Below are 25,489 nucleotides of genomic sequence, written 5' to 3' on the forward strand. Positions count from 1 at the left end.
AGGCCCGGCCGGTCAGTGGTCGTGCTTGTGGTGCTTGTGCTTCTGGGGCTTGCCGTTCATCTTCACGAAGTACACGGGCTGGCCGCAAGCGTTGTACTGATGGCAGTGCTTGGCCCATTTCTTCGCGTGGCCCGGCGGAACGTACAGGTACAGCGGCTGCACGGGCACAACCACCTGCGGCCGCTGCACCCAGACCGGCTGCGCATAGATCACGGGCGGCGGCGGGGCATTGCCGATGTCGATTCGGCCATAGACGCCCGGGGTGAGCACGCCGCCCACGGTCACGTTCATGTAGGGCTCGGCGGCCAGGGCTGACAGGCTCCACGCGCCCAGGGCCAGCAACAGGGCCTTGCGAAGGTTTTTCATGGCGGGCGATCAGGCGGCGCTGGGCGCCAGGGTCAGCGCCGAGGTGCTGGCAGGCGCCACCCGCAGGCTGTTGCCCTCGACCCTGACGCTGGTGCCGGCCGCGATGGCCCCCGACTGCTCGATGGTCCGGTAGGAGCCATCGGCCATGCGCACCCGCATCTGGTAGCTGGTGTACTTCTTGGAATTTTTCTCGATGGCGTGGCCCGCATAGGCACCGCCCGCGGCGCCCAGCACGGTCGCCGCCGTCTTGCCGTTGCCACCGCCCACCTGGTTGCCCAGCAGGCCGCCAACCAGGCCACCGGCCACGGCGCCCAGGCCCACGCCCGAATTGGCAATGCCATTGACCTGGCCCTGGTGCTGCACGGCGGTCACCGATTCCACCACGCCGCAGGTGCTGCACACGGGTGCGGCGGCCACATGGCGCTGGGGCGCCGGCACGGCCGCCTTCGCGGGGGTCTGGCTGCCTGGCTTGGCGGGCGCGGACTGGCTCAGGGTCATGGTGTCCTGGGGTGCCCCATCCTGCGCCCCGATGCGGTTGCTGACCAGCGTGGCCGCGAGCGCCAGCGTGGTCACGCCCAGCACGGCCACGGTGGGGATCAGTGCCTTGCTGTGGCGCAGGCGCTCACCCCAGCCCGGCTGCTGGCCGGGGGGCGTCATGGTGGTGTGTGTCGTTGAGTCCATGGTGGTTCTCCTTGTCATGTGCAGGCATTGTTGGGCCGCCAGCCGGATACACGGCGTAGGGTCTTGTGACATGCGTAAGTAGGAGGAAACGCACACCCGGGCCGTGGTGTGACATAAGGCACGGTCCGGCCCACGGCCCCCCCGGCGCCGGGCCCTGATCAGCCCGCAGATCAACCCGTCAGCGGGCGCGGGCCGGCGAAGCGCCCCTGACGCGGCGCGCGGTGTCGGGGTCGGCAAAGCACGCCAGCGCGGCGTCCTGCTCCAGTATCAGCGCCTGTTCCAGCGCGGCGCCGGCCTGCGCGGCCAGCACCCGCTTCAGGCGCGCCATGGCCCCGGCGGAGCGCTGCGCCACCTGGCGTGCCAGCGCCAGCGCCGTGGGCATCAGCGCCTCGGGCGCGACCACCCGGTTGACCAGCCCCAGTTGCCACAGCGCCTGGGCATCGTGCCGCTCGCCCAGCAGGAGCATCTCCATGGCCCGCTGCCGGCCCACCGCGAGCGGCAGCAGATGGGTCACGCCCCCGGTCACAAAGTGGCCCAGCGACATCTCGGGGAAGAAGCCCACCAGCGTGTCCGACGCCACCACCAGGTCGCAGTTGAGCAGCCATTCCAGCCCGCCGCCCACAGCATAGCCCTGGGCGGCGCCAATCACCGGCTTGGGGCCCAGCATGATGTCGCGCGTGATCTGCTGGATGCGCTCACCCATCTGCGCCATCGATTCGGCGCTGCTGGCCTGCGCATCAAATTCCTTGAGGTCATCGCCCGCGCAGAAGGCGCGCCCGGCGCCGGCCAGCACCAGCACGCGGGTGGCCGGGTCGGCCTGGGCCTCCGCCAGCGCGGCATGCAGTTGGGCCAGCAGGTCCAGGCCAATGGCATTGAGGCGCTCGGGCCGGTTCAGCGTGACCACGCCGACCTCCCCATCCGCAGCGACGGTGACGTAGTTCATGGGCGCGGCAGCGCTCAAACCCCACCCTGCGGATGGGTCGGGTCAATCCACAGCACCGACTCGGGCTTTTCCACGGGCTCGATGGCCAGGTTGACCGCCACGGCCTCGCCGTCGCTTCGGCACAGCACGCACTCCAGCATTTCCGTGGCGCTGGCATTGATCTCCTGGTGCGGCACATAGGGCGGCACATAGATGAAGTCGCCGGGGCCGGCCTCGGCCGTGAATTCCAGGTGCTCGCCCCAGCGCATGCGCGCGCGGCCCCTGACCACGTAGATCACGCTTTCCAGGTGCCCATGGTGATGCGCGCCGGTCTTGGCATTGGCATGGATGGTGACGGTGCCGGCCCACAGCTTTTGCGCGCCCACACGCGCGAAGTTGATGGCCGCCTTGCGGTCCATGCCCGGGGTTTGCGCGGTGTTGCCGTCCAGCTGGTTGCCGGGGATGACCCGCACGCCGTCGTGCTTCCAGCGGTCGTGCCCGTGGGCACCATCGTGGTCGTGGTCGTGAGGGGGGTCGTGGGGGTGCGCGGGCTCGTGCGAGGGGCTGTTCATGCAGCCAAGCCTACACCACGGAGCCTCTCAGTCAAGCACCACCACATGGCCGGCCTGCGGGTCGATGCGCCCGGCGTGCAGGTCGGCGATCAGGGCCTGCGCGGCCTCCAGGCCCCGGTGTTCGCGCAGCGCCATCCAGGGCTGCGGCCCGTCGCCCACGCGGCGGATGAAGGCGAGCTGCGCCTCGTTGAACCGGCGGTTGACCTCGGCATGGCCCCAGTCGGCATTGCGCTTGCGGATCTGCACGGGCGCAAAGTAGAACTTCGGCTCGGGTCCGGGCAGGGCCTTCTTGCGCAGGAACTGCGTGTTCTGCGCCGAGCCCGCGTAGCAGTCGTACACCAGCGCGTCGCCAAAGTACCGGTGCACCGCCAGGCGCAGATCCTCGTCGCCCGAGAAGTCCACGTACAGCGTGGGCACCGTGGCATCCAGCGTGGCGAGTTCGTCATAGGCCAGCGTGCGCTGGTAGCAGCCCAGGCTTTCAACGAACGCCTTGTTGCGCGCCGAGGTCAGCGCGACCAGCTCGATACCTTCCTGCCCCTGCAGGCAGAACGCCGTGCCATAGGCGGTCTTGCTGGAGGCGCTGGACACCACCAGCCGCCGGGCGCCGAAGAAGGCGTTGTCCTGCAGAAAATCGGCAAGCATGAACGAGGTGATGAACAGCGGGCGCAGCAGCATCTGGTACGCCTCGTCGGCCTGGCGGTAGGCCGGGTCGGCCGTGACGCGCGTGTACTGGTTGTAGGCCGAGGTCAGCGCCAGCCGGTGCTGGGCGCCATCGTAAAAGCCGCGGTCGCTCACGCGCACCGGCTGCATGCGCAGGTGGCTGGCCAGCGGAAAGTAGCCATAGAAGCGCTCGCCCACGGCCACGCCGTCCACGGTGGAAGCCACCACGTCGGCAAAACCCCAGACCGGCATGTGGCCCCAGCCCTCAACCCCTGTGGGGAAGAAGTCCCAGTACTGCATGGCGTCGCCAAACGCCGCGTAGGTGATGTTGTTGGTGGTCACGGCCGCGCGGCTGATCCGCAGCAGCGCTTCGCCGGGCGCCAGCCGCGCAAGCGGCGAGCGATCGATGCGTGTGTGATTCAATGCGGATTTGTCGGTCAACAGGCGGGTCAGCGAGGTCATGAAACGTCTCCAGTCAAAGGGCCGGATGGCCATGAATCGAATGTACGGCGAGGCCGCCGCGGCCGGGTTCGGAAAGGCTGCCCCATGAGCCCGGGGCCCCGCAAGGCCGCGCCCGCGCCAGCGGCCAAGCCGTTGAAGCGCCCCTCCCAGGCCCGCGCCCGATTCACCGTGCAGGCCATCTACGACGCCTTTGTTCGGATTTGGCAGCGCGATGGCTGGGACGCGCTGACCACGCGCGCCGTGGCCCTGGAAACCGGCATTGCGGTGGGCACGCTGTATGACTATTTCCCCAACAAGGCGGCGCTGCTGTCGGGCTACGTGCGCCACAGCCTCGAAGCGCTGGTGCAGGCGATTGACGAGCAGGCCGCGCAAGCCGCGGGCCTGGACTGGCAGGCGCGGGTGCGGACCCTGGTGCGCCTGACCTGCGGCGTCAACGCGCCGGAACTGCCGTGGTTTGACGCCGGCATGCTGGCGCTGGAGGCCGGCATCGCCGAGCCCAAGCACCACCGGCGCGCGTTCGAGGAACTGTGCGCGGCCTGGGGCCGGGTGCTGGCGGCCTGCACCGATCTGCGCGGCCCGCCGACCTTGAGCGTGATCTCGCCGCTGGTGGTCGCCGTGTGGGGTGGCCGCCGCTATGCGCTGCTGCTGGGCCTTGAAGACACCGCCGCGCGCGAATGGGCCGCGGCCATGGAAAACCTGTGCCTGTCGGCGCTGGCACCCACGCAGCCGATTCAGGCGTCCAGCACCGACGCGTAGACCATCTGCCGGAACAGCGCCCGGTACTCCTCGCGCTGGTTGGGCGCCTGCACCATCAGCACGGCGTACAGACCGTTGGCCGGGTCCACAAAGAATGCGGTGCCGGCCAGCCCGCCCCAGTAGTACAAGCCCACCGGGCCCGGCTCGGCGGATTGCCCCAGGTGGGTGCGCACCGCCACCCCCAGGCCAAAGCCAAAGCCCGGGCCCAGCAGGTCGCGGCTGGCGCCCGGGTTCACGGGAATGGGACCCAGGTGGTCAGCCGTCATGAAATCCACGGTGTGTGGCGCCAGCAGCCGCACATCGCCCACACTGCCGCGCCCGAGCAGGCAGCGCAGGAAGCGCGCGTAATCCGGCGCGGTCGAAAACAGGCCGCCCCCGCCCATGTCCAGCGGCGACGGCGAACTGGCCGAGAAGACGCGCATCGCCACGCCGCCGTCCGGGTCGTGCGCAAAGGGCTCGGCCACGCGGTCAAGCTTGCCGGCCGGCAGGCGAAACGCGGTGTCGGTCATGCCCAGCGGCCCAAAGATGTTCTGCTGCAGCCAGTCGCCCAGGGTCTGGCCCGTCACGACCTCCACCAGGCGGCCCAGCACGTCGGTCGCGCGGCTGTACTCCCAGGCACTGCCCGGCTGCAGCAGCAGGGGCACGGCCGCCAGTTCAGGGATGAATTCGGCATTGGTCTGCTTGCGCGACGCGGCCGCCACCTTGCCCAGCTGCTGATGCAGGGGCGAGGCGCCCAGGAACTCATAGGTCAGGCCGGCGGTGTGGCGCAGCAGGTCCTGCACCGTGGCGGCGCGGCGCACGGGCACCAGGGTCATGCCATCAGGGCCGTCCACGCTGACCTGCTGGTTGGCAAACTCCGGCAGGTAGCGCGACACCGGTTCGCGCAGCAGCACCCGCCCCTGCTCCATGAGCATCAGCACCGCCACCGAGACCAGCGGCTTGGTCATGGAGTAGATGCGGAAGATGCTGTCAGGCGCCATCGGCACGCCGGTTTCAGGGTTCTGCACGCCCAGGCTGGTCACCCAGTCGGGCTGCCCGCCGCGGCCCACGAGCAGCGTGGCGCCGGGCAGGCGCTGGCGGTCCACCTCGGCCTGGAAGGCCTGGGCCAGGCGGTCCAGCCGGTCTGCGCCCAGGCCTTGCGGCGGGCTTGCGCGGTCAGTGGTCCCCCCGCTCATGCGCCGTACCTCTGGCGCGCCAGCGCCGCCCCCGCCGCCAGGGCCTGCAGCTTGGCCACGGCCACCTCGCGGCTCATGGGCGCGAGGCCGCAGTTGGTGCAGGGAATCAGCCGGTGTCTGGGCACAAACTGCAGCGCCGTGCCAATGGTGTCGGCGATCTGCTCAGGCGTTTCGATCTCGTCGCTGGCCACGTCGATCACGCCCACCATCACGTCCTTGCCCTCGAGCAGCTTCATGAGTTCGGGCGGCACATGGGAGTGAAAGCATTCCAGGCTGACCTGCTGGATGCTGCTTTTGGCCAGCGCGGGGAACACGTCTTCATACTGGCGCCACTGTTCGCCCAGCGTGTTCTTCCAGTCCACATTGGCCTTGATGCCATAGCCGTAGCAGATGTGAACCGCCGTGGTGCAGGTCAGGCCCCGGGCGGCGCACTCCAGCGCCTGCACGCCCCAGTCGGCCGCTTCCTTCATGTAGACGTTGAAGGCCGGCTCGTCGAACTGGACGATGTCCACCCCATCGGCCTGCAGCGCCAGCGCCTCCTGGTTGAGCAGCTCGGCAAAGGCCATGGCCATCTTGACCTTGTCGCCGTAGAAGCGGTCGGCCACGGTGTCCACGATGGTCATCGGGCCCGGCAGGGTGAACTTGAGCTTCTTCTTCGTGTGGGCGCGCGCCAGCTGCGCCTCGAACGCATGCACCCGGCCCTTGAGCCTGAGCGGCGCCACCACCTGCGGCACCTGCGCGTCGTAGCGGTTGTTGCGGATGCCCATGGTGACCTTGTTCTCGAAGTCGATGCCTTCGACCTGCTCGAGAAAGCCGTGCACGAAATGCTGGCGCGCCTGCTCGCCGTCACCCACCACGTCCAGGCCCGCATCTTCCTGAGCCTTGATCCACAACAGCGTGGCATCGGCCTTGGCCTGGCGCAGCTCGTCGCCCTGGGCTTTCCACTGGGGCCAGAGCTTTTGCGTTTCGGCCAGCCAGGCGGGTTTGGGCAGACTGCCTGCCATCGCGGTCTCGAACATGAATGACGTCTCCTTTTTTGGGTCACTCAGGATAACGCGAACTCGCGGGCCGTGTGGCGGCGGTGGAGCCTGGAATCAGGCAAGAACCCGTTGCATCGTCACGGTCAGGTCTGCAGCGCCGACGGGTCTGCCCCGGCATCTGACGGCGCAGCCGCGGCACCTTCCGCCGCCACGGTAGTGCGCAGCCACCGTGCGAAGCTCTGCACCACAGGTTCCTCCAAGCGCCCTGGGGCCACAAACAGGCTGTAGCCCCGCGCCCCGCTGTCCTGGAACGGGTGGGCCAGCGCCAGCTCGCCGGACCGCAGTTCTCGTTCCACAAAGTAATGCGGCACCAGGCCAATACCCAGGTCCGCTCGGACCGCTTCGACCAGCATCGAAAACAGGTCAAAGCGATGCCCACCCAGGGGGTGGCCTGGAGTGCGGGCGATGCCCGCGCGACTGAGCCACTCGTCCCACGCGCCCAGGCGCGAACTGAGCTGCAGCAGCGGCACGGCACGGAAATCGCCGCGCTGCATGGCGCGCCGATAAAGAGACTGCGGCGCGCACACGGCGACACACACCTCGGGCATCAACGGCGAGGGCGTCACGCCAGGCCAGGCGGCATCGTCGTACTGCACGGCCACATCAAACGGAACCTCCGCCATGTAGCTCTGCGTGGGGTACACCTGCAGGTGCAGGCTAAAGCCCTTGTTCATGGCAAGAAACGCGGGCAGACGAGGCAGCAGCCAGCGCTCGGCAAACACAGGCACGCAACCCACCAGCAACCGCATGCCGTCTGGCCGCTGGGCCATGGCTTCGAGTGTGTGGTTCTGCAGGCGCAGCAGATCGCCCACGACCTGCGCATGGTAGCGGCGCCCCACCTCGGTGAGCGTGGAGCCGCGTGCTCCGCGCCGTACCAGTTGCAGGCCCAGCTGGCTCTCCAGCTGTCGCAGTTGCTGGCTGACCGCGCTGTGGGTGATGCACAGTTCTTCGGCGGCCTTGCCCACACCGTGATGGCGTGCAACGGCGTCAAAAACAAGCAGGGCGCGGGTGCTGGGAATATGTCGGCGCATGTAAGAAAAACTGTTGGCTTGGTAGATTAAAGCAAACCCGGCGGGTGGCAAACGAATCAAGAATGGCGTCGCGCATCGCGCAATTGGCCGCGCCGCGCAGAACGATGGTCAGGCTTTGCCGCTTTCTCACCTTTCCCTTTTTTCCCATGAAAAATCCTGCTTTCACCCTCCGCCTCACACCCCTTGCCATAGCCGCGGCACTAGCTGCAGCCACCCTGCTGGGCAACACCACGCATGCCCAGGGCGCCGTCGCTCCCACCCCCACCACGCTGCGCCCCGCAGTGGAGCAGGCGTACTCGCAACTCATGGCGGCACCACAGATCCAGCAATTGCTGGAGGCCGTGAAAGCCGACCATGAACGGACAATACAAGACCTGACGATGCTGACCGAGATCGAAGCCCCGCCGTTCAAGGAGCAAAAGCGCGCGGAAGCCTTTCTGGCGCGCCTGAAGGCGCTGGGGCTGAGCAACGCGGCCATTGACGCCGAAGGCAATGTGGTGGGCGTGCGCAAGGGCACGGGCAGCGGGCCCAAGCTGGTGATATCGGCTCACCTGGACACCGTGTTTCCCGCAGGCACCGACGTGAAGGTGAAAGAGCGGGATGGCAAGCTGCATGCCCCCGGCATCTCGGACAACACGCGGGGTCTGGCCGTGCTGCTGTCCTGGCTCAAGGTACTCAACGACCAGAAGATTGCCACCGTGGGCGACCTGGTGTTCGTGGGCAACGTGGGCGAAGAAGAGTTGGGGAACCTGCGCGGCATGAAGCACCTTTTCAGGGAGCACCTGGACATCGACGGTCTGGTGGCGCTGGAGCCCGCGCCCGACGGCACGGTGCTGGTGCTGGGCACGGGCAGTCACCGTCATGAGGTCACCTTCAAGGGCCCCGGTGGACACAGCTACGCGGCGTTTGGTCAGGTGCCCAGCGCCATCCATGGCATGGGCCGCGCCATTGCCAGGATCGCCGAGATCCGCACACCCGTGAGCCCCAAGACCACCTTCACGGTCGGTACCGTGGGTGGTGGAACATCGGTCAACACCATCGCGCCCGATGCCCGCATGGCCGTGGACATCCGCTCCGACGAAATGGCCCCGATGCTGGCCACCGAAAAACAGGTGCTCAGCGCCGTGGACAGCGCGGTGGCCGAAGAAAATGCACGCTGGGGCGTGAACACACTGAGTGCATCGACCAAGCTGATTGGCGACCGCCCCGGTGGTCGCACGCCAGCGGATTCGGTCATTGTGGAAGCCGCCGTGCGCGCCAATACCGCATTTGGCCGCAAAACCGTGCTGGGCGGCGCCAGCACCGATGCCAATGTGCCCATGTCGCTGGGCATCCCCGCGATCGTGATCGGCGGCGGGGGCAGGACAGGCGGCTTTCACGCGTTGTCCGAATGGATCGACCTGACAGATGGCTGGAAGGGAGCTCAGTCCTCGCTGATCACGGTGCTCGGGCTGGTGGGCGTGCAGGGCGTGAGCGCACCGCTGCTGGACAAGCGCGCGCCACGCGCGAAATAGACGGCCACCAGGTCAAGCCGCATGGGCCCGCGCCGCGGCTGGATCGCGCCAAGACCTCACCATCTCCCCGCGCCTCGAACGCATGCACCCGGCCCTTGAGCCTGAGCGGCGCCACCACCTGGGGCACCTGCGCGTCGTAGCGGTTGTTGCGGATGCCCATGGTGCAGCCGCAGCGGGGCCGGGCGGCGCCCGGCCCGCTGGCAGATCAGCGCTTGGGCTTCTTCTTGGCCGCCTGGGCGTTGCCAAACATGAAGCTGAAACCCGAGGCCGTGGTGCTCTGGCTTTGGGCCGTGGTGGCAAAGGAGTGGCAGCCCAGGCAACTGTTGCCCTGGGTTTGCATGAAGGTCTCCAGTACCGGGTTGACCAGCGTGGCCGTGCTCACCGTGCCGGCCGACAGCGGCGTGGTGGCCGGCACCGGGCTGGTGAGCGTGAGCGCCGTGGGCGACCACTGGGTGTCCACCATGGCGTAGTACTGCCAGGGCCCGCTGGGGTTGCCCTCGACCATGATTTTCTGCGCCTTGACGTTGACGCTGGCGGCCTGCGGGTCGTCAGGGAACACCTGGGTCACCTGCGTCGGGTTGGTGCCCGAGGTATTGGCCGGCGTGCTGCTTGCCGGGTTGTAGAAGGTGTGGGTGCCCGGGGCCGTGGTGCCCGCCAGGGGTGCGTTGTCCACCTGGTAGAAGGTGGCCCACATGCCCGCGCTGTTGGGGCCGCCGGCCGCAAACACATGCAGGCCCACCAGCCCCACGGTCACCGTGCTGCCCGCGCCCGAGGTGGACGGCAGGTAACCCGGCGCGGTGTGGAAGCGGCCCGAAGATGCCTCCGTGGAGGTCAGCACCTTCCAGGCCGCCTTGACCTCGATCGCCCCCATGGGCAGCACGATGTTCTTCTTCGCGGCGTAAGCCACCTGGCTGCTGGCGTTGTAGAGCTTGTTCTTCACGATGTAGTCGAACTGCGCCTTGTTCATCGCCACGTCGTAATACACCGGGTTGCCCTGCTGGTCGTAGAGCACATAGCCATCGGCCTGCTCGATCTGGTCCAGCGGCACCGGCGCGTTGCGCAGGCCATGGCCGGCCTGCAGCAGCGAGGCGACCCGCTTGGAGACCTTGGAAGTGCGCGTGAGAACGCGCAGGCGCCCTGCCGCGGCCTGGGTTGCCAGTGCCTTGGGCATGGCTGAGCGCATCACCCCCTGGCTCCACGGGCTTGGGGTCGCGCCGTTGGGCAGAAACACCTGCTCTTCGGTCTTGAAGGTTTCCCACACCGTGGCGCCCGGGGCGCCAAACTGGGCGCTGGTGTCGGGCACGCCGCGCACTCCCTTCTTGGCGGGCCAGTTGAGGTAGAAAAACGTCTGCCACATCGCGCAATCGGCGCCGGGGTTGGTGAACTCGGCATTGCTGAGCATGGGAACAGGCTGCAGCTTGATCATCATCGGGCCAAAGCCGCCGCAGGCGAAGCTGGGGACGGTGGTGGTGCCTGCAGCCATCGCCGGGGCGGCCAGGCCCAGGCCGGCCAGCAGGCCCAGCGTGAGCCAGGCGCGACGGGCATGACGCATGCCCTCGTGAAAGATGAGATGTTTCATCATGGTTTTCCTCTCTGCTTTATGAAGGGTCCGTGATCACGGGCGCCCGCCCGCACCACGAATCCAGCATAGGAGAAAGACCGGCGATATCCCAGCCCCACCCTGTCAACCTTGACAGGGTGGCCGCTGTCAGCACCCCACCCATAATCACGCCATGCCCCCTCCAACCCCCACCACAAACAGGCCCCGGGTCCTCATCGTCGGCTGCGGCTTTGGCGGCCTGGAAGCCGCCCGTGCACTGCGCGGCGCAGCCGTTGACGTGACCCTGATCGACAGGACCAACCACCACCTGTTCCAGCCCCTGCTCTACCAGGTGGCCACGGCCGGACTGTCGGCCCCGGCCATCGCGGCGCCCATTCGCCACCTGTTTCGGCGGCAGTCCAACCTGACCACGTTGCTGGGCGAAGTCACCGCCATCGACGCGGTTTCCAGGTCGGTGACGCTGCGTGACGGCAGCTCCCTGCCCTGGGACCACCTGATCGTGGCCGCGGGGGCCACGCACAGCTACTTTGGCCGCGACGACTGGGCGCCCTTCGCGCCCGGCCTCAAGACGCTGGACGATGCCTTTGAGATCCGCCGCCGCATCCTGCTGGCCTTTGAAGCCGCCGAGAAGGAAGACGACCCCGACCGGCGCGCTGCCTGGCTGAACTTTGTGGTGGTCGGCGCCGGGCCCACCGGCGTGGAGATGGCCGGGACCCTGGCCGAAATCGCACGCCACACGCTGCCCGGCGAGTTCCGCCGCATCGACCCGGCCAGCGCCAAGGTGATCCTGCTGGAAGGCGGCTCGCGCGTGCTGCAGGCCATGCCGCCAGCCCTGAGCCAGCGCGCGCTGGAGCAACTGGAGAAGCTGGGGGTCGAGGTGCGGCTCAATGCACGGGTCACAGCCATCGACGAAGCGGGGTTGAGGGTCGAATCGGCCGGGAGTCCAGGACTGGCGGCCACTGACAGCTATCAAATCAGTAGCAAATGCATGGTCTGGGCGGCCGGCGTGGCGGCCTCGCCGCTGGGCCGCGAGCTGGCGCAGGCCACCGGCTGCGAGACCGACCGCGCGGGCCGGGTGCGGGTGGCGCCCGACCTGAGCCTGGCCGGTCACCCGGGCATCAGCGTGATCGGCGACCTGGCCAGCGCCAGCAGCCACGCACCGGGCAAGGCGCCCACCCCGGTGCCAGGCGTGTCACCGGCCGCCAAGCAGATGGGGCGGGCCGCCGCCGCCAACATCCTGCGCCGGCTGCGCGGCGAAGAGGCGCGGGCATTCCACTATGCCGACTACGGCAACCTGGCGACCATCGGCCGCAACTCCGCCGTGGTGGACCTCAGCTCACCCGTGGGCCCGGTGCGCTTCAGCGGCTACCCGGCCTGGCTGTTCTGGCTGTTTGCCCACGTGTATTTCCTGATCGGCTTTCGCAACCGGCTGGTGGTGCTGATGGACTGGGCCTGGGCCTACTGGAGCTTTGCGCGCTACGCGCGCGTGGTCACGGGCATGGCGACCCCGAAGGAGCCGGCCGCGCCTGTTCAGTAGCCAGTAGTCAGTAGTGCGGCGGGCGTTCGTCCAGCAGGCTACGGAACTCACTCGCCCCAGAACCCTGCTGCTGGGCCTTGAGCTGGCCCAGCTGCTGCACCAGCAGGTCGATCTGCTCCTGCTGGCGAACAATCACCTGGTTGAGCTCGTCCACCAGGTCTTCGGTGAAGCTGGCCTTGATTTCCAGCTCGGTCAGGCGGCGGTCGGTGTCGGTCTGCGCGGTCATGGCGCTATTGGACACGAAAGCGGCGCCCGTGCGCCGCGGGGCCTGAAGGCCCGTGGACAGGCCTCAGATGCCGAGCAGCTTCTTGGCTTCGCCCAGCGCCTTCATGGAGTCGTCATGCTTGCCCGCCTTGTGAAAGGCTTCGCCGTCGGCACGCAGCTTGGTGACCTTGGCCGACACGTCCTTGGACAGGGCTGGCTTGGTGGCGAGCTTGGCATCGATGGCCTTCATTTCATTGGGGCAGTTGTGCGCCAGCGCCACACCGCTGGCAGCAAACAGGGCGATGGAAGCCACAACAGAAATCAGTGTGCGCATGGCAGTCTCCAATCCAATTGAGGGAAGGGCCCCAATTTAGCGCAAACACACGCCCAGGTCACGCCCACGTCACGCCGCAAGGCAAAGAAACGCAGTCGATGCCCCATGCCGAATTCAGTGCAGCGTGTTTTCCATGATCTGGTGCACTTGCTCCCCCAGGTCCTTCGATGGAATGATCACCATCTGCTTGCCACCAATTTCTGCCGAGTAGCGTGACGCCTCGCTGGCGTGCTGATAGGCCTCGCCGAGCCGGACAATCAGTTTCCCGACCTCGATCTGCGACAGATTGTGTTCGCCAGCAAAGTCCTTGAGGCTGGTCACTTCGCCATCATGAAGCCACGCGATGCCGAAGTTGCCCGGCGGCTTGCCGAGGAAAACAAAGGCCTCATGCTCGGCGGGAACCACTTCCAGGTGGCCGGATACCTTGTGCGCCAGTTCCTCAAGCGGCGCTTTGACTTCATCGAGTTTGACCATCGTCTCGCCCCCGGCCGGCAGCGGCGGATAGTCAACCTTGCCGCCAAAAATCTTGTCCAGGAATCCCATGCTGTTCTCCTTTCAGAAGAGTTCAAGAGAGGCTGGCAACTGTTCACCATGTTGCAGCAAAGACAGCTCGCCAGAAACATTGACCTTAGGGCAGAAGCCCACTCATTTCAAATCACGGTTACTGGAGCACCTGCCCGTTGGCGCCTTCCACTCAGCCCACAGGCTGACGGAAACTCGCCCACGCAGCCTCTGTTGGCGTGGTGCCCGCCCCCGGCAACTGCGGCAGCCTGAAGTGCCCGTCCACCACGGTGGCCGGATCGGTGAAGCAGTCCTTGATCCAGGGGATGTATTCCAGCACCTGCACCGCCGGGTGGGCATAGCTCAGGTGCACGTGCACCTGGCTCATGTCGCCGGCATGCGGCGCCACGGGCAGGCGGTGGCTGTGCGCGGTTTCGCAGACGCGCAGCACCTCGGTCAGGCCGCCCATGCGCGTCACGTCGGGCTGCACCCAGTGGATGGCGTTCTGGTGGAAGAACTCGGCAAAGGCGTCCTGCGTGTACAGCTGCTCGCCCAGCGCCACCGGGATGCGTGTGGCGCGCGCCAGCTCGGCATGGCCCTTCACATCGTCGTACCACAGCGGCTCTTCAAACCAGTACAGGTCCAGCGGCTCGGCGCCGCGGCAAAAGCGCAGGCAGGTGGGCAGATCCCATTTGCCGTTGCCGTCAACCGCCAGGGTCACGTCGGGGCCGATGGCGTGGCGCACGGCGGCCAGGCGGCGCAGGTCGCGCTCCACGGTGCTGCCCACCTTGACCTTGATGCCGGTGTAGCCGTCGTCCACGGCGCGCTTTGCGCCCTCCACCAGCTTGTCGTCGGCAATGCTGAGCCAGCCAATATCGGTGTTGTAGGCCCGCACCTTGTCGCGCACCTGGCCGCCCAGCAGCTTCCACAGCGGCATGCCCGCGGCCTTGGCCTTGAGGTCCCACAGCGCGACGTCAATGGCGGCCTGGGCCAGCGTGGTGATGCCCGCGCGGCCCACCCACTGCAGCGCCGGGTTGCGCGCGAGCTTGAGCCACAGGCGGTTGACGTCATGCGCGTCTTCGCCGATCAACAAGGGCGCATGGCAGGTTTCGATGCAGCGGGTGATGAGCTGGTCGCTGGGCAAATGGGAGTGGGTGCCGGTGAAGCCGTAGCCGCTCAGGCCGTTGTCGGTGTCGATCCTGGCGCCCACCACGCCCCAGTGGCTGATGGTGTGGGTGCTGTCGGCGATCTGGCTGCCCGTCACCGGCACATGCAGGATGAAGGGCGCCACGGAGGTGATGTTCAAAGCGGTCTCCTTGTTGTGAATTGATTGTGCCGCGAACGCCGCAGCCGCGCTAAGCTGCGCCCATGAAAATCACGCTCCAGCACCCTGTACGCACCCTGTTGACCGGCGCCCTGGCGCTTCTGCCCCTGGCGGCCACCGCGCTGGTGCTGGCCTGGATCTTCCGGTTTCTCAGCGCCTGGCTCGGGCCTGAGAGCGTGTTCGGCCGGTTTCTGACCTTTGTGGGCCTGGGCGTCACGCAGTCCGAGGCGGTGGGTTACCTGCTGGGCGTCGTGCTGCTGGTGGCCTGTGTCTATGTCTTTGGCCTGCTGGTCGAGGCCGGGCTGCAGCGCGGCATGGCCCGGCTGCTTGACGCGCTGGTCAGGCGCATCCCCGTGGTGCGCACCATCTACGACGTGATCCAGAAACTGGTGGCCCTGCTGGCCCACAAGGACGAGGGCGCGGCGCGGTCCATGAGCCCGGTCTGGCTGCACTTTGGCGGCAAGGACTCGGGGCAGTCCACAGCGGTGCTGGGGCTGCTGTCCACCGCCCAGCCCGTGATGCTGGGCGGCAAGCCCTATGTGGGGGTGCTGGTACCCACCGCGCCAGTGCCCGTGGGCGGCGGCCTGCTGTATGTGCCGCCTGAGTGGGTCGAGCCGGCCCAGGTGGGCATGGAGGGCCTGACCAGCATCTATGTGTCGATGGGGGTCACCTCGGGCCAATACCTGGACAAGGCTGATTCCGGGCCGGTCTGAGCCCAGCGGCTTCAGGCGGCGCCGCGGCCCTTCTGGCTTTCAAAATAAACCACCTTGCGGGCGCGCTGCACGTCGCCCAGCGGCCGGTGGGCGGCCAGCGCCTGCCACGGGTCAATCACCGTGGCCTCGACACGCTGGGCCAGCGACTGGCCATCGACCCCGGCCGTGTCCTGGGTAGGCAGCGTCAGGCGCGCCACGGTCACATACGGGGTGGGCCAGTTGACGGACGCGTCCTCGATCGGGGTCACGGCCTCGCTGACCCAGGGCTGCAGTTGCAGGTCCCAGTTCAATGCCTGCCGGGCCAGGCGGGCGCTGAAGTCAGCGTTCCAGTCCTTGTTGGCGCCCGGCGTGGGCGAGCCATTGGCCTCGTGGGGCACCAGCCGCACGCGCGCCGCGTAGGGGCCGTTGGCCATGGGCACGGCGCTGAACATTTTCTCGGTGGCAAAGCCGGTGAACGGTTTGCCGGCCATCCGGGCCAGCTTGGCCAGTTGCGCCGGCAGGCCGAACACGCCGTAGCGCTTGACGACGTGCTTGAGCAGCGACCCGTTGCCCCAGGACGCGGCCTCGACAAAGTCCACAAACTCGGCGCTGCCCTTGAAGGCGAACGCTTCCTGGTTGATCAGGGTGAAGTCCTGGCTCTTGGCGGGGCCGTTGCCCAGCGCCGAGTCGCCCTGCACGCCCAGCACGCGGAAGGCAAAGCCCCGGATGTCGGGCATGCTGTCGCGGGCCTTGTCCAGCCCCCCATTGGACAACCGGACCCACACCTCATGGGTTCCCGGCTCGCTGAACAGGCCCTGCGCCGCCCAGGCCGGCAAGTCGCCCAGCACCTGCAGCGTGCCCTGGGCCGCCGTGAGCTGCTTGCGGTGCAATGTGCGCCCGGGGCCATAGCGCTCGGACTTGCGCTGCTGGATGGCCGCGAACCGCCGCCCCGCCTCGGCATGGCGCTGCGCCTCGTCGGGCGCAATGGTTTCCTGCCAGCCGGTGCCGGGTGCGTCGCTCATGATCAGCCTTTCTGCTCTTCTTCCTGCAGGGTGCGCCACATCACCTTGCCGCTGCCGCTCTTGGGCAGGGCGTCCACAAACTGCACGATGCGCGGCACCTTGTACACCGCCATATTCTCGCGGCACCAGGCCACGATGTCTTCCTCGCTGACCTGGCCCTTGTGGCTTTGTCGCAGCACCACCACAGCCTTGACGCTCTCGCCGCGGTAGCTGTCCCGGGTCGAAATGACGCAGGCCTCCTGGATGGCGGGGTGGCGGAACATCAGCGCCTCCACCTCGGCCGGCCAGACCTTGAAGCCGCTCGCGTTGATCATGCGCTTGAGCCGGTCGGTGATGAAGAAGTAGCCGTCTTCGTCCACGCGCCCCAGGTCACCCGAGCGGAAGAAGCGCTTGCCTTCCAGCTCGATGAAGGCGGCGGCGGTGGCATCGGGCCGCTTCCAGTAGCCCTGGAAGATTTCGGGCCCATGCATGATGATTTCGCCCTGCTCACCCGCGGGCATTTCCTGCAGCGTCTCGGGATCGACCACACGCGCGTCGGTGCTCATGAACGGAATACCCAGGCATTGCTGCTTGGGGTGGTCGGGCGGGTTGCTGTGGCTGGGCGCCGCGGTTTCGGTCAGGCCATAGCCTTCGATGTAGCGCAGGCCGTAGTTATCGAAGAGGCGCTGGGCCACGGCCTGCGGCATGGCCGCGCCGCCACCGCCGATATGGACCAGGCTGCTCAGGTCGTACTGGTCAAAGTTCGGGCTGCCCAGCAGGTCAATCACCATGGTGGGGATGTTGGTCCAGGTGGTGACGCGGTAGCGCGAGATCAGCTTGCCCGCGAGGTCACGGTCCCAGCGCGGCATCATCACCAGCGTGCTGCCGGTGTAGACGTTGGCATGCATCAGGCTCACCATGCCCGTGATGTGGAACATCGGCACCACCATCAGCGTGATGTTCTCGGGCGAGGCATTGCCCCACAGGCTGCTGGCCATGGCGTTGTGCATGATGCTGGCGTGCGTGTGCATGCAGCCCTTGGGCAACCCGGTGGTGCCGCTGGTGTAGGGCAGGATGGCCAGGTCCTGCGGGCCCACCACGGGCTGCGGCGCCGGGGCCTCGCTGGCAATCGCATCGGTCCAGGCATGCACCTGGCCCCCAGCCAAAGCCGGCAAGGGGTGGCGCGTGAGCAACCAGTCACTCCAGGCCGGCGGCATGTCCGCCGGCGCTTCATCGCCGCCCGGCATGCAGTCGGTGAACTGCGTGACGATCAGGTGGGCCAGCCGCTCGGCCGGTGCCAGCGCGTCGCTGGCCTTGACCAGCTCGGCCGCGAGGTCGCCGGTGGTGATGGCAACTTTGGCATCGGGGTCGGTGACGTAGTGCTTGAGCTCCTCGGCGCGGTTCATCGGGTTGACCGGGACCACCACGGCGTTGGCGCGCAGGATCGCAAAGTGCGCGATCACCAGCTGCGGGCAGTTCTGCATGTTGAGGATCACACGGTCGCCCTTGCCCACGCCCAGCGCCTGCAGATGCGCGGCAAGCCGCTCGGCCTGCCGCGCCACTTCTGCATAGTGGAACTCGCGGCCAAAAAAGATCACGGCCGGCTTGTCCGGATAGCGCCGCGCGCTGATGGCCATGTTGTCCCACAAGGGCGTGCGGGGCGGTGAAATGCTGTGGGGAAGGCGCTTGGGCCAGAACTTGTGATGGGGGCGCGACATGGGGTCTCCTGGGTGGGCGCCAGCCTAACGCGCCCCTTTGTTGCACCGCATCAGGGAAGCCCCGCAGGGCGTCACCTTGGCGACCCCCGGGGATGCACCAGCCTGAGCCTCCTTCGTGGTGCATCCGGCCCGCCCGGCTACGGGAAATCACCCAGATTGGTGCGCAAATCTTGTATACCAGTGGCACGACAACTGCTATACATTGAGGCCATGGCCACCTCCGCAGACATCAGCGACCGCATCATCGAAGCCGTGATGGCCCAGAAGCTGCCGCCTGGCTCCCGGCTGGGCGAGCAGCAGCTGGCCATGCTGTTTGACTGCAGCCGCACCATCGTGCGGGAGGCACTCACCCGGCTCGCGGTGCGCGGCATCGTCACCGTGAGCGCGCGCCGTGGCTGGTACGTGATCGAACCGTCGCAGGACGAGGCGCGCGAGGCCTTCGAGGCCCGGCGCGTGATCGAGCTGGGCCTGATCCGCAGCATGAAGAGCGTGGACAAGGCCGCCATCAAGCAGCTCAAGGCCCACCTGGCGCGCGAGAAGGCGGCGGTCAAGGGCACCGACGTGGGCGCGCGCAGCTACCTGCTGGGCGACTTTCATGTGTGCCTGGCCGAGTGCCTGGGCAACAGCCTGCTGGCCGACACGCTGCGCGACTTCACCGCGCGCACCACCCTCATTGCCATGCTCTACCAGAGCTCGCACGACGCGGCGCAGTCGTGCGAGGAACACGTGCAGATTGTGGCTGCGCTCGAAAAAAACGACCTCGCCCTGGCCGAAAAGCTGATGTCGCGCCACATTGGCACCGTGCAGGCCGCGCTGCGCCTGCAGACCACCACCGACCCGCTGGCCCATCTGCGCGAGGCATTGGCCCCGATGGCCCGCCCTGGCAAGCCGCTGGCAGGTGCGGCACAAGACTTGCATACAAGTTCCCGCAAGCCCTCGGGCCCCGGCCGCCGCAAGAAGGCCGATCCCCCTGACGAACCTTCCACCTACCTAGGAGCCCTGTTATGAAACTCAGCAAACGTCAACTCACCCTGGGCCTGGCCACCGCCGCCCTGCTGGCCAGCGCCGGCGTGCACGCGCAAACCGCGCTGGACGACGTGATGAAGGCCAGGAAGATCACCATCGCCATTCCCACCGACTTCCCGCCGTATGGCTTTGTGGGCACCGACCTCAAGCCCCAGGGCCTGGACGTGGACATGGCCAACTACATTGCCGCCAAGCTGGGCGTGGCCATTGAACTGGCCCCCGTCACCAGCGCCAACCGCATCCCCTACCTGCAGACCAAGAAGGCTGACCTGGTGATCTCCACCCTGGGCAAGAACGCCGAGCGCGAGAAGGTGATTGACTTCACCGCCGCCTACTCGCCGTTCTTCCAGGCCGTGTTTGCCGCCAAGACCCTGCCCATCAAGAGCTTTGCCGACCTGGCCGGCAAGTCGGTGGGCGTCACGCGCGGCGCCATTGAAGACCAGGAGCTCACCAAGCTGGCCCCCGCCAGCGCCGACATCAAGCGCTTCGAAGACAACAACGCCACGGTGTCGGCCTTCGTGTCGGGCCAGACGCAGCTGATCGCCACCGGCGCCTCGGTGGCCGGCAACATGATGGGCAAGAACCCGCAACTGGGCGCCGAGTACAAGCTGCTGCTCAAGGACAGCCCCAACTTCATTGGCGTGGCCAAGGGCGAGGACAAGCTGCGCCTGAAGGTCAACGAGATCATTGCCGAGGGGAAGAAGAGCGGTGACATCGACAAGATGGCCATGAAGTGGCTGGGCCGCCCCGCCGGCGATCTGCCGAACTGAAAAATATCCGTTCGGGCTGAGCCTGTCGAAGCCCTTCGACGGGCTCAGGGCGAACGGAGTTTCCAAGACGAACGGGGTTTCCAGGGCGAACGGGGCTTCCCATGAACATCACACTCGACTTCGGTGCCGTGCTGGCCCAGTGGCCGCTGCTGGTCAAGGGCGTGGCCTGGACGGTGGGGCTCACGGCCATTTCGGCGGTGATCGGCGTGGCGCTGGGCATTGCCTGCGCCTGGGCGCGGGTGCATGGCGCCACTTGGCTCAAGTGGCTGGCCGGCGCCTATGTGGAGCTGATCCGCAACACGCCCTTCATCGTGCAGCTGTTCTTCGTGTTCTTTGGCCTGCCGGCGGCGGGCGTCAAGCTCTCGCCCGAGGCGGCGTCCATCATCGCCATGGTGATCAACCTGGGGGCCTATGCGGCCGAGATCATCCGCGCCGGCATCGAGGCCACGCCGCGCGGGCAGATCGAGGCGGCGCTCAGCCTCGCGCTGACGCGGGCCCAGGTGTTCATGCGCGTGGTGCTGCCACCGGCGCTGAAGAAGGTATGGCCTTCGCTGGTGAGCCAGATCATCATCGTGATGCTGGGCTCGGCGGTCTGCGGCCAGATCTCGACGCAGGAACTGAGCTACGCCGCCAACCTGATCCAGAGCCGCAACTTCCGCGCGTTTGAAGCCTTCATCATTGCCACGGCGATCTACCTGGCGCTGTCGGTGGGCGTGCGCCATCTGCTGAACTGGCTGGGCCCGCGCTTCCTGTTCGGCCGTTCGACAGGTTCACGGTGAACGGAGTCCCGCATGGTTGATTTTTCTGTCTGGGACATCTTCCGCAACCTGCTGCTGGCCGCGCGCTGGACGGTGGTGCTGTCACTGATCGCCTTCATCGGCGGCGGGCTGGTGGGTCTGGCCCTGCTGGTGGCCCGGCTGACCCGATCGCCCTGGGCCGACCGGCTGGTGGGCGGGTATGTGCAGCTCTTCCAGGGCACGCCGCTGCTGATGCAGCTGTTTCTGGCCTATTTCGGCATCGCGCTGTTTGGCGTCAAGACATCGGCCTGGGTGGCGGCCTCGGTGGCGCTGACGCTGTACACCAGTGCCTTCCTCACCGAAATCTGGCGTGGCTGCGTGGCGGCCATCCCCAAGGGCCAGTGGGAGGCCGCGCAAAGCCTGGCGCTGAATTTTGGCGAACAGCTGCGCTACGTGGTGCTGCCCCAGGCCACGCGCATTGCCATCCCGCCGACAGTCGGCTTCCTGGTGCAGGTGATCAAGGGCACGGCGCTGGCCTCGGTCATCGGCTTCATCGAACTCACCAAGGCCGGCACCATGATCACCAACGCCACCTTCAAGCCCTTTCTGGTCTACAGCTGCGTGGCCCTGCTGTACTTTGCGCTGTGCTTTCCGATCAGCCTGTACGCCAAAACCCTCGAGAGGAAGATGCGATGAACCCCATCGTGGAAATCACCGCGCTGCGCAAGTCGTATGGCGCCAATGAAGTGCTCAAGGGCATCGACCTGAAAGTGACCCCCGGCGAGGTCATCGCCATCATCGGCAAGAGCGGCTCGGGCAAGAGCACGCTGCTGCGCTGCATCAACGGACTGGAAGAGTTCCAGGACGGCGCGCTCTCGGTGGACGGCAAGAAGCTGCTGTATGACAACCCCGCCGCCATGCGCGAGCTGCGCCAGCGCGTGGGCATGATCTTCCAGAGTTTCAACCTGTTCCCCCACCTCACGGTGGGCCGCAACATCATGCTGGCGCCAACCCTGGTCAAAAAGAAGGACCCGGCGGCGGCGGCCGAGCAGGCCCGCAAGCTGCTGGCCCGCGTGGGCCTGGGTGAAAAATTTGACGCCACACCCGACCAGTTGTCGGGCGGCCAGCAGCAGCGCGTGGCGATTGCGCGCGCCCTGGCCATGGAGCCCGCCGTGCTGCTGTGTGACGAGATCACCAGCGCGCTGGACCCGGAACTGGTGGGCGAAGTGTTGCGCGTGGTGGAGAGCCTGGCCGACGAGGGCATGACCCTGCTCATGGTGACCCACGAGATGAGTTTTGCCCGCAAGGTCAGCGACCGCGTGATCTTCATGCACCAGGGCCGCGTGCATGAAATGGGACCGCCCGCCGAGATCTTCGGCAGCCCGCAGACGCCCGAACTGCAGCAGTTCCTGTCCTCGCTCAACGATTGAGGGCGCCGCAGCCAGGGCATGACCGGCAACCCCGGCGGGTGCAAGGCTGGCGCGTCGTACCCTGGCCCATCCCCGCCGCGTCCGGCAGAATCACGCCATGACCGCACAGCCCGAAACTTCCGCCCCCTGGCGAAATTGCTCTTTTTTCAATAGCGCCCTGTGCAAGCGAGCCGCGGGCTGGATGGCTTTTTCACTGATGGCTTTGGCGGCCGTGCCGGCACAGGCACTGGACCTGCAAGGCCACCGCGGCGCGCGCGGACTGGCGCCCGAAAACACCCTGCCCGCGTTCGAGCGCGCGCTGGAAATCGGCGTGACCACACTGGAACTGGACATCGGGGTGACGGCCGACAACGTGGTGGTGATTTCGCACAACCCCTCGCTGGACCCGGCGCTCACGCGCGATGCCTCGGGCCACTGGCTCAGCGCCAAGGGCCCCAGCATCCGCTCGCTCACGCTGGCCCAGTTGCAGACCTACGACGTGGGACGCATCAACCCCGACAGCGCCTATGCGAGGACCTTTGCGACGCAGCAACCGGTTGACGGCACCCGCATTCCCACGCTGGCGGCGCTGTTCGAGCGGGTCAAGGCGCTGGGGGGCACCGACGTGCACTTCAACATCGAAACCAAGATTTCGCCGGCCCAGCCCGAGGAAACCGTCAATCCCGAGCGCATGGCCCGCGCGCTGCTCAACGTGGTGCGCGAAGCGGGCATGCTCAAGCGCGTGACCATCCAGAGCTTTGACTGGCGCACGCTGCAGATCGTGCAGGGCTTCGAGCCCGGCATCCCCACGGTGTACCTGAGCATCCAGACCGCCAACACCGACAACATCCGCGATGGCGCCTGGACCGCGGGCTTTCGCATCGCCGACCATGGCAGCGTGCCGCGCATGGTCAAGGCCGCGGGCGGGGCCGTGTGGTCGCCCAATGGCGGCGCCGTGACCGAGGCACTGGTCAAGGAGGCCCAGGGCCTGGGCCTGAAGGTCATCCCCTGGACCATCAACAACCCCGCCGACATGGAGCGCCTCATGGGATGGGGCGTGGACGGCCTCATCACCGACTACCCCGACCGCCTGCGCGAACTGATGCAAAAGCGCGGCCTGCCCCTGCCCCGGGCGCTGAAGAACTGAAGGCCGTGCCGGCATGACGCAGGCGCTTGACGACATCCAGACCGCCCTGACCGCGCTGCGCGCCGGCAGCCTGGGCGTGCAGCCCTTCAGCGCCCGCGCACGCGGGCAACAGGCCTTGCTCGACAGCCTGCCGCCCCGCTACGGCCTGGTGCTGGCCGACCTGCTGGACCGCCTCGAGTCCAGCGCGCTGTTCAGCGAGGAAAGCTGCTCGTTCAGCCAGAGCGGCCTGCTGGACAACCTGCAGCTGTGGATCGACAAGGCGCGCGACCAGCTCGCCCGCGCCTGATGCACCCCTGCCCCTGACAGGCACACCCAGCCTCTGCTACACGTGCCGCGTGACCCGCGCAGCGCGGCGCGGCGGCCGGAAGGCATCGGCCCGCTCGTGCAGCGCCTCGATGATGTGACAGCGTGCATCGCTGCCGTCGCAGCGGTTGCGCAGCGCCTGCAGGTCTTTTTCCAGCGCACGCAGCTCGGCCAGCCGCTCGCGCACATGGCCCAGGTGTTCGTCCAGCGCCTGGCTCGCCCGGGCGCAGTCGGCCTTGCGCCGCAGGTCCAGCCCCAGCAGGGTGCGGACTTCGTCCAGTGACATGTCCATGGCCCGGCACAGGCGGATGAAGCGCAGCTGGTGCACGTCCTGGTCGCTGTAGAGCCGGTAGTCGTTGTCGCCCCGGGCCTGCGGCGCCAGCAGGCCCTGCTTTTCGTAGTAGCGGATGTTGGCGCTGCTCACGCCACTGCCACGCGCGGCCTCTCCGATGCGGTAACCATTCGACGGCAAGGGACTTGGAGCAGGCATGGCTTGACCTTGAAGTGACTGTAAGGTTTCCAATGATGCCATCGAGAACGAAAGGAAACCGCTTGTCTGCCCACTGCCACCACCATCACGACGCCCCGCCCGCGGCGGCGGCCGACCCGCGCTACCGGCGCATCCTGTGGATCGCGCTGATCGTCAATGCCGCCATGTTCTTCGTCGAGATCGCCAGCGGCCTGCGCTCGGGCTCGGTGTCGCTGCTGGCGGACGCCATCGACTTTTTTGGCGATTCGGCCAACTATGGCGTGACACTGGCCGTGCTGTCCATGGGCATGCTCTGGCGCGCCCGCGCCGCCTTGCTCAAGGGCGCCAGCATGCTGGTGTTTGGCCTGCTGGTGGCGGGCCGTTCGCTCTGGGCGCTGCAGTCCGGCCAGCCCCCCGAGGCTCTCACCATGGGCCTGGTCGGCGTGGTGGCCCTGCTGGCCAACGTCGGCGTGGCCGCGCTGCTGTATGCCTACCGTGAGGGCGATGCCAACATGCGCAGTGTGTGGCTGTGCTCGCGCAACGACGCCATTGGCAACATCGCGGTGATGGGCGCTGCGCTCGGCGTGTTTGGCACGGGCTCGGCCTGGCCCGACCTGGCGGTGGCCGGCGCGATGGCTGCGCTGGCGGTCTGGGGTGGTGGGTCCGTGCTCCTTCAGGCGCGAGGCGAGCTGCGGCAGGCCCGAGGCGAAGCGGCATGAAGGTGGCTGACCTCCCGATGCCGGCTGACCCGCGGCGGCGGGCCATGGTGTTCGACGCGCTGGTCCGGGCCAGCAGGGATGGAGATGCCGGCACACCACAGCGCTGGCAGCAACTGGAAGCCGCCCACATCGTGGGCCAAAGGGATCTGGCGCTGCACCTGCGCGCCCATGCCGCCATGCTGGTCCTGGCCTGGCAGACCCGTGATGCACGCGAAGTGGCGGGCCAGCTGGCGCGGCTCGCCCTGGTCGCACCGGGCCACCTGCTGGGCCGCCTGCCCATGGGCAACACCGGGCGCGCGCGGGTCAGCGCGTTCACGCCCATGGCCATCGATGCCGGCACCGCCCGCTGCATCCGGGCGGCGAGCGAGGCCATCGGCGGCTGATGGGGAACTTCAGGCACTGCGGGCGTATCATTCCGCCATGCGCCGCTGGCTCCTCATCGTCATGATCGCCCTGCTGCCCCTGCGGGTCTGGGCCGGTGATGTCATGGCCGCGCAGATGCTGACGCAGCAGCTGGGCGCTACAAAAACCGTAGCACACAGTGGCCACCAGTCCTGGACTCCAGCCCATATGGGCACTGAAACCGTTGGCATGGCGCATGCGGACTGCCTGGGCATGACCGCGGATCCGGATCAGGCCCACGAGGCCTTGACCGGCGTGGATTGCGGCACCTGCGTCGCCTGCCAGGTCTGTCATTCGGTGGCGCTGATGGTGCCGACCCTGGCACAGACCGCGTCGGCCGCCCACCCCGGCGCGCCGGTCATGCGCGTCGAGCCTTTTGCCAGCGCCGTCCTCGCGCTGGGCATCAAGCCGCCCATTTCCTGACTCTCAGGCCCGTAGTGGGCCTGTACTTGCGTC

Annotated in this window: 29 protein-coding genes and 1 pseudogene; 14 read left to right on the plus strand and 16 right to left on the minus strand. The window is 67.4% G+C overall.

Annotation, left to right across the window (positions count from 1 at the left end):
• Nucleotides 1-60: 60 nt before the first annotated feature.
• The 5 genes and pseudogenes from KF796_16855 to KF796_16875 form a co-directional block, all read right to left on the minus strand.
• Nucleotides 61-303: pseudogene (locus KF796_16855) on the minus strand (hypothetical protein).
• A 72-nt stretch (nucleotides 304-375) separates the two neighbouring features.
• Nucleotides 376-1,023, minus strand: coding sequence for a glycine zipper 2TM domain-containing protein (locus KF796_16860; GenBank protein MBX3588305.1), 648 nt, complete (start codon nucleotides 1,021-1,023; stop codon nucleotides 376-378).
• Between the two features lie 202 nt (nucleotides 1,024-1,225).
• The gene (locus KF796_16865; protein ID MBX3588306.1) at nucleotides 1,226-1,990 is read right to left on the minus strand and encodes an enoyl-CoA hydratase/isomerase family protein; all 765 of its coding nucleotides are present in this window, start codon (nucleotides 1,988-1,990) and stop codon (nucleotides 1,226-1,228) included.
• A gap of 14 nt (nucleotides 1,991-2,004) precedes the next feature.
• Complete coding sequence (locus KF796_16870) at nucleotides 2,005-2,541, minus strand: cupin domain-containing protein (GenBank protein ID MBX3588307.1); 537 nt, start codon at nucleotides 2,539-2,541, stop codon at nucleotides 2,005-2,007.
• Between the two features lie 27 nt (nucleotides 2,542-2,568).
• Nucleotides 2,569-3,663 carry a DUF2855 family protein gene (locus KF796_16875; protein MBX3588308.1) on the minus strand — a complete coding sequence of 365 codons (1,095 nt, stop codon included), beginning with the start codon at nucleotides 3,661-3,663 and terminating at the stop codon, nucleotides 2,569-2,571.
• Between the two features lie 84 nt (nucleotides 3,664-3,747).
• On the opposite strand from KF796_16875, the gene KF796_16880 reads away from it, so the two are divergent.
• Entirely contained in the window at nucleotides 3,748-4,419 is a 672-nt protein-coding gene (locus tag KF796_16880; GenBank protein ID MBX3588309.1) for a TetR/AcrR family transcriptional regulator, read from the plus strand.
• Here the strand turns inward: KF796_16880 and KF796_16885 are convergent.
• The 3 genes from KF796_16885 to KF796_16895 form a co-directional block, all read right to left on the minus strand.
• On the minus strand, nucleotides 4,395-5,594 hold the full coding sequence (locus tag KF796_16885; protein MBX3588310.1) for a serine hydrolase: 1,200 nt from the start codon (nucleotides 5,592-5,594) through the stop codon (nucleotides 4,395-4,397). The genes KF796_16880 and KF796_16885 overlap by 25 nt on opposite strands.
• A complete protein-coding gene (locus KF796_16890; GenBank protein ID MBX3588311.1) occupies nucleotides 5,591-6,613 on the minus strand; it encodes a methionine synthase in 1,023 nt (340 codons plus the stop codon). The genes KF796_16885 and KF796_16890 overlap by 4 nt, the downstream gene beginning before the upstream one ends.
• Before the next feature lie 104 nt (nucleotides 6,614-6,717).
• Entirely contained in the window at nucleotides 6,718-7,665 is a 948-nt protein-coding gene (locus tag KF796_16895) for a LysR family transcriptional regulator (protein MBX3588312.1), read from the minus strand.
• 146 nt (nucleotides 7,666-7,811) lie between these two features.
• Between KF796_16895 and KF796_16900 the strand changes: the two genes are divergently transcribed.
• Nucleotides 7,812-9,179, plus strand: coding sequence for a M20/M25/M40 family metallo-hydrolase (locus tag KF796_16900; protein ID MBX3588313.1), 1,368 nt, complete (start codon nucleotides 7,812-7,814; stop codon nucleotides 9,177-9,179).
• A 205-nt stretch (nucleotides 9,180-9,384) separates the two neighbouring features.
• Here KF796_16900 and KF796_16905 read toward each other — a convergent pair whose 3' ends face one another.
• Nucleotides 9,385-10,761: a hypothetical protein gene (locus tag KF796_16905; GenBank protein MBX3588314.1), complete on the minus strand. Its 1,377-nt coding sequence runs from the start codon at nucleotides 10,759-10,761 to the stop codon at nucleotides 9,385-9,387.
• A 151-nt stretch (nucleotides 10,762-10,912) separates the two neighbouring features.
• Between KF796_16905 and KF796_16910 the strand changes: the two genes are divergently transcribed.
• A complete protein-coding gene (locus KF796_16910) occupies nucleotides 10,913-12,277 on the plus strand; it encodes an NAD(P)/FAD-dependent oxidoreductase (protein MBX3588315.1) in 1,365 nt (454 codons plus the stop codon).
• A 7-nt stretch (nucleotides 12,278-12,284) separates the two neighbouring features.
• Here KF796_16910 and KF796_16915 read toward each other — a convergent pair whose 3' ends face one another.
• The 4 genes from KF796_16915 to KF796_16930 all read right to left on the minus strand — a co-directional run bounded on the left by KF796_16915 (nucleotide 12,285) and on the right by KF796_16930 (nucleotide 14,622).
• Complete coding sequence (locus KF796_16915; GenBank protein ID MBX3588316.1) at nucleotides 12,285-12,503, minus strand: SlyX family protein; 219 nt, start codon at nucleotides 12,501-12,503, stop codon at nucleotides 12,285-12,287.
• Nucleotides 12,504-12,566: 63 nt separating this feature from the next.
• Nucleotides 12,567-12,815, minus strand: a complete 249-nt coding sequence (locus KF796_16920; protein MBX3588317.1) for a hypothetical protein — start codon at nucleotides 12,813-12,815, stop codon at nucleotides 12,567-12,569.
• 114 nt (nucleotides 12,816-12,929) lie between these two features.
• Nucleotides 12,930-13,358 (minus strand): hypothetical protein, encoded by a 429-nt coding sequence (locus KF796_16925; protein MBX3588318.1) that lies wholly within the window; start codon nucleotides 13,356-13,358, stop codon nucleotides 12,930-12,932.
• Between the two features lie 151 nt (nucleotides 13,359-13,509).
• Nucleotides 13,510-14,622: a mandelate racemase/muconate lactonizing enzyme family protein gene (locus tag KF796_16930; GenBank protein ID MBX3588319.1), complete on the minus strand. Its 1,113-nt coding sequence runs from the start codon at nucleotides 14,620-14,622 to the stop codon at nucleotides 13,510-13,512.
• 62 nt (nucleotides 14,623-14,684) lie between these two features.
• Here KF796_16930 and KF796_16935 point away from each other — a divergent pair, with 62 nt between their 5' ends.
• Nucleotides 14,685-15,353, plus strand: a complete 669-nt coding sequence (locus KF796_16935) for a DUF502 domain-containing protein (protein ID MBX3588320.1) — start codon at nucleotides 14,685-14,687, stop codon at nucleotides 15,351-15,353.
• Nucleotides 15,354-15,364: 11 nt separating this feature from the next.
• On the opposite strand, the gene KF796_16940 is transcribed toward KF796_16935, so the two are convergent.
• Together KF796_16940 and KF796_16945 are read right to left on the minus strand one after the other, a co-directional pair.
• Nucleotides 15,365-16,360, minus strand: a complete 996-nt coding sequence (locus KF796_16940) for a catalase (protein ID MBX3588321.1) — start codon at nucleotides 16,358-16,360, stop codon at nucleotides 15,365-15,367.
• Entirely contained in the window at nucleotides 16,357-18,051 is a 1,695-nt protein-coding gene (locus KF796_16945) for a long-chain fatty acid--CoA ligase (GenBank protein ID MBX3588322.1), read from the minus strand. The genes KF796_16940 and KF796_16945 overlap by 4 nt, the downstream gene beginning before the upstream one ends.
• 210 nt (nucleotides 18,052-18,261) lie before the next feature.
• Between KF796_16945 and KF796_16950 the strand changes: the two genes are divergently transcribed.
• The 7 genes from KF796_16950 to KF796_16980 all read left to right on the plus strand — a co-directional run bounded on the left by KF796_16950 (nucleotide 18,262) and on the right by KF796_16980 (nucleotide 23,426).
• Nucleotides 18,262-19,059 (plus strand): GntR family transcriptional regulator, encoded by a 798-nt coding sequence (locus KF796_16950; GenBank protein MBX3588323.1) that lies wholly within the window; start codon nucleotides 18,262-18,264, stop codon nucleotides 19,057-19,059.
• Nucleotides 19,056-19,847 carry a transporter substrate-binding domain-containing protein gene (locus tag KF796_16955; GenBank protein ID MBX3588324.1) on the plus strand — a complete coding sequence of 264 codons (792 nt, stop codon included), beginning with the start codon at nucleotides 19,056-19,058 and terminating at the stop codon, nucleotides 19,845-19,847. The genes KF796_16950 and KF796_16955 overlap by 4 nt, the downstream gene beginning before the upstream one ends.
• A gap of 101 nt (nucleotides 19,848-19,948) precedes the next feature.
• Nucleotides 19,949-20,626 carry an amino acid ABC transporter permease gene (locus KF796_16960; GenBank protein ID MBX3588325.1) on the plus strand — a complete coding sequence of 226 codons (678 nt, stop codon included), beginning with the start codon at nucleotides 19,949-19,951 and terminating at the stop codon, nucleotides 20,624-20,626.
• 12 nt (nucleotides 20,627-20,638) lie between these two features.
• Nucleotides 20,639-21,280 carry an amino acid ABC transporter permease gene (locus KF796_16965; protein ID MBX3588326.1) on the plus strand — a complete coding sequence of 214 codons (642 nt, stop codon included), beginning with the start codon at nucleotides 20,639-20,641 and terminating at the stop codon, nucleotides 21,278-21,280.
• 5 nt (nucleotides 21,281-21,285) lie between these two features.
• On the plus strand, nucleotides 21,286-22,014 hold the full coding sequence (locus KF796_16970) for an amino acid ABC transporter ATP-binding protein (protein ID MBX3588327.1): 729 nt from the start codon (nucleotides 21,286-21,288) through the stop codon (nucleotides 22,012-22,014).
• 181 nt (nucleotides 22,015-22,195) lie between these two features.
• Nucleotides 22,196-23,140 (plus strand): glycerophosphodiester phosphodiesterase, encoded by a 945-nt coding sequence (locus tag KF796_16975; GenBank protein MBX3588328.1) that lies wholly within the window; start codon nucleotides 22,196-22,198, stop codon nucleotides 23,138-23,140.
• Nucleotides 23,141-23,153: 13 nt separating this feature from the next.
• Nucleotides 23,154-23,426, plus strand: a complete 273-nt coding sequence (locus KF796_16980; protein MBX3588329.1) for a hypothetical protein — start codon at nucleotides 23,154-23,156, stop codon at nucleotides 23,424-23,426.
• Nucleotides 23,427-23,462: 36 nt separating this feature from the next.
• On the opposite strand, the gene KF796_16985 is transcribed toward KF796_16980, so the two are convergent.
• Nucleotides 23,463-23,933: a Cd(II)/Pb(II)-responsive transcriptional regulator gene (locus KF796_16985; protein MBX3588330.1), complete on the minus strand. Its 471-nt coding sequence runs from the start codon at nucleotides 23,931-23,933 to the stop codon at nucleotides 23,463-23,465.
• 35 nt (nucleotides 23,934-23,968) lie between these two features.
• Here KF796_16985 and KF796_16990 point away from each other — a divergent pair, with 35 nt between their 5' ends.
• The 3 genes from KF796_16990 to KF796_17000 are packed head-to-tail and all read left to right on the plus strand — an operon-like array spanning nucleotide 23,969 to nucleotide 25,456.
• Nucleotides 23,969-24,631: a cation transporter gene (locus KF796_16990; protein MBX3588331.1), complete on the plus strand. Its 663-nt coding sequence runs from the start codon at nucleotides 23,969-23,971 to the stop codon at nucleotides 24,629-24,631.
• Nucleotides 24,632-24,675: 44 nt separating this feature from the next.
• Nucleotides 24,676-25,014, plus strand: coding sequence for a DUF3703 domain-containing protein (locus tag KF796_16995; GenBank protein MBX3588332.1), 339 nt, complete (start codon nucleotides 24,676-24,678; stop codon nucleotides 25,012-25,014).
• 37 nt (nucleotides 25,015-25,051) lie between these two features.
• Entirely contained in the window at nucleotides 25,052-25,456 is a 405-nt protein-coding gene (locus tag KF796_17000; GenBank protein MBX3588333.1) for a hypothetical protein, read from the plus strand.
• The last annotated feature ends 33 nt before the right edge of the window (nucleotides 25,457-25,489 follow it).

This window comes from Ramlibacter sp., from assembly GCA_019635435.1.
Lineage (GTDB): Bacteria > Pseudomonadota > Gammaproteobacteria > Burkholderiales > Burkholderiaceae_C > JAHBZM01.

Bases quoted from the DNA above. Each gene is read 5' to 3' on its own strand.
- KF796_16975 (MBX3588328.1), top strand. From the start codon at position 22,196: ATGGCTTTTTCACTGATGGCTTTGGCGGCCGTGCCGGCACAGGCACTG.
- KF796_16950 (MBX3588323.1), top strand. From the start codon at position 18,262: ATGGCCACCTCCGCAGACATCAGCGACCGCATCATCGAAGCCGTGATG.
- KF796_16875 (MBX3588308.1), bottom strand. From the start codon at position 3,663: ATGACCTCGCTGACCCGCCTGTTGACCGACAAATCCGCATTGAATCAC.
- KF796_16935 (MBX3588320.1), top strand. From the start codon at position 14,685: ATGAAAATCACGCTCCAGCACCCTGTACGCACCCTGTTGACCGGCGCC.
- KF796_16985 (MBX3588330.1), bottom strand. From the start codon at position 23,933: ATGCCTGCTCCAAGTCCCTTGCCGTCGAATGGTTACCGCATCGGAGAG.
- KF796_16900 (MBX3588313.1), top strand. From the start codon at position 7,812: ATGAAAAATCCTGCTTTCACCCTCCGCCTCACACCCCTTGCCATAGCC.
- KF796_16895 (MBX3588312.1), bottom strand. From the start codon at position 7,665: ATGCGCCGACATATTCCCAGCACCCGCGCCCTGCTTGTTTTTGACGCC.
- KF796_16995 (MBX3588332.1), top strand. From the start codon at position 24,676: ATGGTGTTCGACGCGCTGGTCCGGGCCAGCAGGGATGGAGATGCCGGC.
- KF796_16910 (MBX3588315.1), top strand. From the start codon at position 10,913: ATGCCCCCTCCAACCCCCACCACAAACAGGCCCCGGGTCCTCATCGTC.
- KF796_16980 (MBX3588329.1), top strand. From the start codon at position 23,154: ATGACGCAGGCGCTTGACGACATCCAGACCGCCCTGACCGCGCTGCGC.
- KF796_17000 (MBX3588333.1), top strand. From the start codon at position 25,052: ATGCGCCGCTGGCTCCTCATCGTCATGATCGCCCTGCTGCCCCTGCGG.
- KF796_16965 (MBX3588326.1), top strand. From the start codon at position 20,639: ATGGTTGATTTTTCTGTCTGGGACATCTTCCGCAACCTGCTGCTGGCC.
- KF796_16955 (MBX3588324.1), top strand. From the start codon at position 19,056: ATGAAACTCAGCAAACGTCAACTCACCCTGGGCCTGGCCACCGCCGCC.
- KF796_16905 (MBX3588314.1), bottom strand. From the start codon at position 10,761: ATGATGAAACATCTCATCTTTCACGAGGGCATGCGTCATGCCCGTCGC.
- KF796_16870 (MBX3588307.1), bottom strand. From the start codon at position 2,541: ATGAACAGCCCCTCGCACGAGCCCGCGCACCCCCACGACCCCCCTCAC.
- KF796_16915 (MBX3588316.1), bottom strand. From the start codon at position 12,503: ATGACCGCGCAGACCGACACCGACCGCCGCCTGACCGAGCTGGAAATC.
- KF796_16925 (MBX3588318.1), bottom strand. From the start codon at position 13,358: ATGGGATTCCTGGACAAGATTTTTGGCGGCAAGGTTGACTATCCGCCG.
- KF796_16945 (MBX3588322.1), bottom strand. From the start codon at position 18,051: ATGTCGCGCCCCCATCACAAGTTCTGGCCCAAGCGCCTTCCCCACAGC.
- KF796_16860 (MBX3588305.1), bottom strand. From the start codon at position 1,023: ATGACGCCCCCCGGCCAGCAGCCGGGCTGGGGTGAGCGCCTGCGCCAC.
- KF796_16990 (MBX3588331.1), top strand. From the start codon at position 23,969: ATGCCATCGAGAACGAAAGGAAACCGCTTGTCTGCCCACTGCCACCAC.
- KF796_16885 (MBX3588310.1), bottom strand. From the start codon at position 5,594: ATGAGCGGGGGGACCACTGACCGCGCAAGCCCGCCGCAAGGCCTGGGC.
- KF796_16865 (MBX3588306.1), bottom strand. From the start codon at position 1,990: ATGAACTACGTCACCGTCGCTGCGGATGGGGAGGTCGGCGTGGTCACG.
- KF796_16960 (MBX3588325.1), top strand. From the start codon at position 19,949: ATGAACATCACACTCGACTTCGGTGCCGTGCTGGCCCAGTGGCCGCTG.
- KF796_16890 (MBX3588311.1), bottom strand. From the start codon at position 6,613: ATGTTCGAGACCGCGATGGCAGGCAGTCTGCCCAAACCCGCCTGGCTG.
- KF796_16880 (MBX3588309.1), top strand. From the start codon at position 3,748: ATGAGCCCGGGGCCCCGCAAGGCCGCGCCCGCGCCAGCGGCCAAGCCG.
- KF796_16920 (MBX3588317.1), bottom strand. From the start codon at position 12,815: ATGCGCACACTGATTTCTGTTGTGGCTTCCATCGCCCTGTTTGCTGCC.